The organism is Bradyrhizobium sp. (assembly GCF_019242285.1).
In the GTDB taxonomy this organism is placed as follows: Bacteria; Pseudomonadota; Alphaproteobacteria; order Rhizobiales; family Xanthobacteraceae; genus Bradyrhizobium.
Genome location: NZ_JAFAVV010000852.1, coordinates 1 through 3,833, shown reverse-complemented (window position 1 = coordinate 3,833; position 3,833 = coordinate 1). Strand labels below are relative to the sequence as shown.

Here is a 3,833-nt window from a genome sequence, read left to right as displayed (position 1 = left end):
CCGACCTATGCCAAGGTGAACCCCGCCGACACGCCGATCCTCACATTGGCGCTCACCTCGAAGACGGAATCGCTGCGCACCCTTTCCGATCTTGCCGACACGCTGCTCGCCCAGCGGCTGAGTGAGGTCACGGGGGTCGGCCATGTTTCGGTCGAGGGCGGCATCAAGCCGGCGATCCGCATCCAAGCCGATCTCGCCCGGCTCGCCTCATACAGGATCGGCATGGAGGATTTGCGCGCCGCGATTGTGGGCGCCAATGTCGCAGGATCGAAGGGCGCGCTCGACGGCGCGCAACAATCCTACACGATCGCGGCGAACGACCAGATCGCCGCGGCCGAAGCGTATCGGACCGTAGTGGTCGCTTATCGCAACAACGCGCCCGTCCTCCTGCAGGACGTTGCCGCTGTCGTCGACGGGCTCGAGAATTCGCGCGTGGGCGGCTGGTACCAAGGCGAGCCGGCCGTCGTCATCGACGTGCAGCGTCAGCCGGGCGCGAACATCATCAGCACGGTCGATCTGGTGAAGAAGGAGCTGCCGCGCCTGTCGCGGTCCATGGCGGCCGGCGTGAACCTCAAGATCGTGAATGATCGCACCGAGACCATCCGTGCCTCGATCGCGGATGTGGAATTCACGCTCGTCATTGCCGCCGCCCTCGTGGTGCTCGTGGTCCTGCTCTTCCTGCGCAGCTTGCGCGCCACCATCATCGCCGGCGTTGCGCTTCCCTTGTCGATCATCGCGACCTTCGCCGTGATGTGGCTTGCCGGCTTCTCCCTCGATAATTTGTCCCTCATGGCGCTGACCGTTGGCACCGGCTTCGTCGTCGACGATGCGATCGTGATGATCGAGAACATCGTGCGCAACATGGAAGCCGGGAAAACCCCGCTCAAGGCCGCCCTCGACGGCGCGGGACAAATCGGTTTCACCATTGTCTCGCTCACGGTCTCGCTGATCGCCGTTTTTATCCCGCTGCTCTTCATGACGGGTCTCGTCGGGCGCATGTTCCGCGAGTTCGCGCTCACCTTGTCAATCGCGGTGGTGGTCTCCGCGGTCGTTTCCCTGACACTGACGCCCATGATGTGCGGGCAAATCCTGCGTTCGGTCGCGGAGCATCGGCCGGGCTTGCTCGCGCGAGCCGCGGAATGGCCGATGACGGCCATGACCCGCTTCTACATGAGGACACTCTCTTTCGCGCTGGCGAGGCGGCGGTTCATGCTTCTCCTGACCTTCGGCACACTGGCGCTCACGGGTTATCTCTACATCGTCATGCCGAAGGGTTTCCTGCCGCGCCAGGACACTGGACTCTTGAACATTGTCTTGCAAGGCGCGCCCGATGTCTCGTTTCTCGAGATGGCCCGGCTGCAAAGCGCGGTCTCGAGCATCATCAGCAAGGACAAGGATGTAGGGGGCGTCGTCGCCGTGTTGGGTGTCGGCACGCTCAACGCGACGCCCAATGTCGGGCATCTCGCCGTGACCTTGACGCCACGCAACGACCGCGTCGACACCGCCGATGTGATCGGCGAGCGCCTGATGAGGGAAGCCTCGCAGATCGCTGGCGTGACGCTCTTCGTCGAGCCGGTGCAGGACATTCAGATCACGACGCGGGCAAGCCGCTCGCAATATCAATATACCTTGACCGGCACCGATGCGGACGAGATCGGAAAATGGGCGGCGCAGCTCGCCAGTCAACTGCGCGCCGACCCTACCTTCCGCAACATCGCGCTCGAGACGCAGGACGGGGGGCTGCGCACCTTCATCGACATCGATCGCGAGTTGACGGGACGCCTCGGACTCTCGGTGCAGAACATCGATGACACGCTGAACGACGCCTTCGGTCAGCGTCAGATATCGACCATCTACGCGCAGTCGAACCAGTATCGTGTGATCCTCGAGGCGGCGCCCCAATATCTGACCGATCCGTCGGCGCTCGAGAAGCTTTACGTCGCCGGCTCGACCAACACGGCCCTCGCGACCGCCCTCGGCGCCTCATCGAACCCGACCGTCACGACAGCCATCAACGGGGGCCCACAAGTGCCGCTCGCGACGATCGCCTCGGTACGACGCACCACCGCCCCTTTGTCGATCGCCCATGAAGAGCAATTTCCCGCGGCGACCCTCTCCTTCGACCTTGCGCCCGACGCTTCGCTCGGCAACGCTGTCAACGCGATCAGCCGGGCCGAACAGGAGATCGAGCTGCCGCTTTCCGTCACCGGATCATTCAGCGCGGACGCGGCCGAGTTCAACCGCTCGCTGGCGGGGGAGCCCTGGCTCATTCTCGCCGCTGTGATCACCATCTATCTCGTGCTCGGCATGCTCTATGAGAGCTTCATCCATCCGCTGACGATCCTCTCGACCCTGCCTTCGGCCGGCGTCGGCGCGCTCCTCGCACTGATGCTGTTCAGGCTGGACCTATCGATCGTTGCGCTCATCGGCATCATCCTCCTGATGGGCATCGTGAAGAAGAACGCCATCATGATGATCGACTTCGCGCTCGATGCCGAGCGCGGCGAGGGGCTCTCACCGAAAGATGCCATCCTGCGCGCCTGCCATCTGCGCTTCCGGCCGATCATGATGACGACGCTGGCGGCTCTCTTCGGCGCGCTGCCGCTGGCGCTCGCCCATGGCACGGGCAGTGAGCTTCGCGTCCCGCTCGGCATCACCATCATCGGCGGCCTGCTGCTGAGCCAGCTTCTGACGCTCTACACAACTCCCGTGATCTACCTCATGTTCGAAGGGCTGCGCGACCGCTTCTGGGGAAGGCGCGAGCCTCCGCATCGGCCGACCGCGGCGATCGTGCTCATGCCGACGCCCGCACCGCCGCTCAGCCAAGAAGCGGCGGAGTGATGAACATCTCCGCCCCCTTCATCAAGCGACCGGTCGCAACGACGTTGATGGCGATCGGCCTCTTCCTCGTCGGCGCCGTGGCCTACATCTTTCTGCCGGTCGCGAGCCTGCCTTCCGTCGAGTTTCCGGTCATCCGCGTCATTGCCTCGCGGCCGGGCGCCGATCCCGAGACCATGGCCGCTTCGGTCGCGGCTCCGCTGGAGCGCCATCTCGGCGAGATCGCCGGAGTGAACGAGGTTACCTCCAATTCCACGCTCGGTTCCTCGTCCATCGCCATCCAGTTCGACCTCGACCGCAACATCGACAACGCGGCACGCGACGTGCAGGCAGCGCTCAACGCGGCCGCCACGGATTTGCCCGGGGACTTGCCGACGCTGCCGAGCTTCCGCAAGGCGAACCCGGCGGCCGCGCCCGTCATCATTCTCGCGCTCACCTCCGATACCTTGCCGGCGAGCGCAGTCTATGACGCGGCCGACACGGTGATCGCGCAGCGCATCTCCCAGGTCGACGGCGTCGGCGAGGTGACAGTGAACGGCGCCGAGCAGCCGGCAATCCGAGTGCGGGTCGATCCGGCCCGGCTTGCCGCGATGGGCATCAGCCTCGAGGCGATCCGCACGGCCATCGTGAACGCCAATGCGCCGAACCAGCTCGGCAGCTTCGAGAGCGGTTCGCAAAGCGAGACGATCGGCACCAACGACCGCATCACCGCCTTGCAGGATTATCGCAACATCGTGGTGACGGCGGCGAACGGTACCGTCGTCAAGCTCTCGCAGATCGCGCAGATCGAGCGCGGTGTGCGCAACAGCCGCGCCGCGGGCTGGTACAACCGCAAGCCCGCCGTGCTGCTTCTCGTCACCAAGCAGGCCAACGCCAATGTGATCGACACGGTCGACCGGGTGAAGGCGCTGATCCCGCAGCTCAAGCGCTTGATTCCGGCCGGCGTCAACATCGAGGTCATGGCCGACCGCACGCTCACGATCCGCGCTTCGATC

At 64.8% G+C, this 3,833-nt stretch carries 2 protein-coding genes; both read left to right on the top strand.

All coding sequences use genetic code 11. The annotated features are described in order from the left end of the window. On the top strand, positions 1–2,841 hold a 2,841-nt coding region (locus tag JOY90_RS35150; protein WP_291695681.1), incomplete at its 5' end, for an efflux RND transporter permease subunit. After that, positions 2,841–3,833, top strand: a 993-nt coding sequence (locus JOY90_RS35145) for an efflux RND transporter permease subunit (RefSeq protein ID WP_291695680.1), incomplete at its 3' end; no start/stop codon positions are given. The genes JOY90_RS35150 and JOY90_RS35145, both read left to right, overlap by 1 nt.